1 protein-coding gene is annotated in these 2,846 nt (G+C 45.6%); it reads left to right on the forward strand.

The genetic code is table 11. From position 1 onward, the window contains the following. Positions 1-148: 148 nt before the first annotated feature. Positions 149-2,846: TAT-variant-translocated molybdopterin oxidoreductase (locus Q0625_RS03610; protein WP_298823530.1), on the forward strand; the 2,698-nt coding region annotated here is incomplete at its 3' end.

Here is a 2,846-nt window from a genome sequence, read left to right on the forward strand (position 1 = left end):
GAAAAACTTACTATTGCTGAACTCGGAGGTCTCGAATGTGGTAAGTGCCACTACTAGAGGTAAAAGGTAAAAGGTAAAAAGGAACAGTCTTTTACCTAATTAACCCAAAACTATTACCTTTTAACTATTAACTTTTAACTTGAAAAAGATGTCATCAGAAAAAAAATATTGGAGAAGTGTAGAGGAGTTGGATACAAACAACCCCGTGATAGAGCAGATTCATCAAAATGAGTTTGTTGATAAGCTCCCTACCTTATATTCAGGCGAACACGAGTTTCTAAGTAACCAAGAGGCGATGGAGGAGAGTGCTACCACCCGCCGCGACTTCCTTAAGTATGTGGGATTCACTACCGCTGCTGCTGCCTTGGCAGCCTGCGAAGGGCCTGTACATAAGGCAATCCCTTATGTGATCCTACCCGAACAAATACGCCCAGGAATCCCTGACTACTATGCCACTACCATAGCCGATGGGTTTGACTTCGCTTCTGTCCTTGTCAAAACTCGTGAAGGTCGCCCTATCCGTGTGGAAAACAATCGTGAAGCGGCTTATCGTGGTTGTGGTAACGCCCGCGTACAGGCTTCCGTACTCTCTATGTACGATAGCTTGCGCGCCAAAGGTCCTCAAAAAGGATCTGAAAGCATCACTTGGGATACCCTTGATAGTGCAGTAGTAAAAGCACTCACCGATGCGGCTGCTCAAGAAAAGCAAATCGTATTGCTTTCCTCCACACTTGCAAGCCCTTCTACTAATAACCTAATCAAGGAATTTACCGAGAAATACCCAACTACCAAGCTCGTCACTTACGATGCAGTCTCTGAAGAAGCTGCTGTACTCGCCTTTGAAAAGAAATATGGTCAGCGTGCCTTGGCCAATTACGATTTCTCTCAGGCGAAAGTGATTGTCTCTTTCGGAGCTGACTTTATCGCCGATTGGCAAGGTGGCTACGAAGAGGAATATGCCAAAGGACGTATCCCTACCAAAGAGGGAAGAATGTCTAAGCACTTCCAGTTTGAGAGCAATATGTCCCTCTCTGGTGCTAATGCAGATGAGCGTATAGCACTGAAACCTGCCTTGCTCAAAGTGGCTTTGGCTAAGTTCTACGGCTACCTCACTGGAAAGACCGTAGGTGGTAACCTACCTGAGCGTGCAGAAGCAGCCGTAAAGAAAGCAGCTGAACAAGCTAAAAAAGCAGGAGGTAAAGCAGTAGTGGTAACAGGTATTCAAGATGTAAATGCACAAAGTTTGGTGCTTGAAATCAATGAAGAGCTACTCCACAGCGCTGCCTTTGACCCTGCACACCCTGTCTATATCCGCCAAGGAAATGCCGCTGCTCTCAAGCAGTTGCTCTCCGATATGAATGCAGGCAAAGTAGGGGTGCTTATCATGAACAATGTAAACCCATTATATACCCTATCGGCTGCCGATGCAATGGCTTTCGAATCTGGTCTTGCCAAAGTGGGTACTTCTGTGGCTTTCTCCCTCCGTGCCGACGAAACAGCGGTGAAAGCTACTTATCTGGCTGCGGCTCCTCATTACTTGGAGTCTTGGGGCGACGTGCAGATGCGTGCCGACTATTACTCCCTTATGCAGCCTACTATCCGTCCGCTCTTTGACACCCGTCAGTTCCAAGAGGCTTTGCTCAAATGGAGCGGAAAGGATGCTAACTACTACGAATATATCAAAGCTTTCTGGAAAACTAATGTCCTCTCCGAAGGTCATGCTTGGGAAAAAGCCCAACATGATGGTTTTTATCGCAAAGAAACAACATTGCTCGGTGAAAAACCAGAGGCTTTGGATACAACGCCAATGATTTCAGCGCTTACCGCAGCTCCTCAAGAAGGATTTGAATTGACCCTATATACCAAAACTGGTCTTGGTGACGGACAACAAGCCAACAACCCTTGGCTACAAGAACTTCCTGACCCTATTACACGTGTATCTTGGGATAACTACCTTACTATGTCTGCCGCTGATGCTAAGGAATTAGGCATTAAGAATTGGCATGTGGCCAATGGCGCCTTGGACGGAGACTATGCCCAAATCCAAGTAGGTGATGTAACCCTCAAAGTACCTGTACTTATCCAACCGGGTCAGGCAAAAGGATCTGTAGGTCTTGCCTTCGGTTATGGTCGTAAAGCGGCTATGAAAAAGGAAATGCAAGTAGGGGTCAATGCCTATGTCTTCTATAACAATCTTAACAATGTACAACCAGTTACCTCTATCAAAAAGGTAGATGGTACCCACGAATATGCTTGTATCCAGCTTCACAATACCCTTATGGGACGTGGAGACATCGTCAAAGAAACTTCCCTAGAAGAGTTCTTAACCAAGGATGTACACCAATGGAACAAAAAGCCTGAAGTATCTCTAGATCATAAGGAAGTAAAGGCTACCTCTGTAAGCCTTTGGAAGGAATATGACTATTCAACAGGTCATTTCTTTAATCTTTCTATTGATTTAAATGCTTGTACAGGTTGTGGAGCGTGTGTGATTGCTTGCCACGCTGAAAATAACGTACCTGTAGTAGGTAAGAGCGAGGTAAGACGTTCCCGCGATATGCACTGGTTGCGTATTGACCGCTACTACTCTTCCGAAGAAACTTTCAAAGGGGATTTGGAAAAAGTAGAAGGTATCGAAGGTCTTGGCGCATCACTTTCTACCTTTGGAGAAATGGAAGTGGCTTCCGATAATCCACAAGTGGTATTCCAGCCTGTAATGTGTCAGCAATGTAACAACGCTCCTTGTGAAACCGTTTGTCCTGTAGGGGCTACTTCTCACGGGGTACAAGGTCAAAACCACATGGCTTACAACCGTTGCGTAGGTACTCGTTATTGTGCTAACAACT

It is taken from the genome of uncultured Capnocytophaga sp., from assembly GCF_938029845.1.
Classification (GTDB): Bacteria; Bacteroidota; Bacteroidia; order Flavobacteriales; family Flavobacteriaceae; genus Capnocytophaga.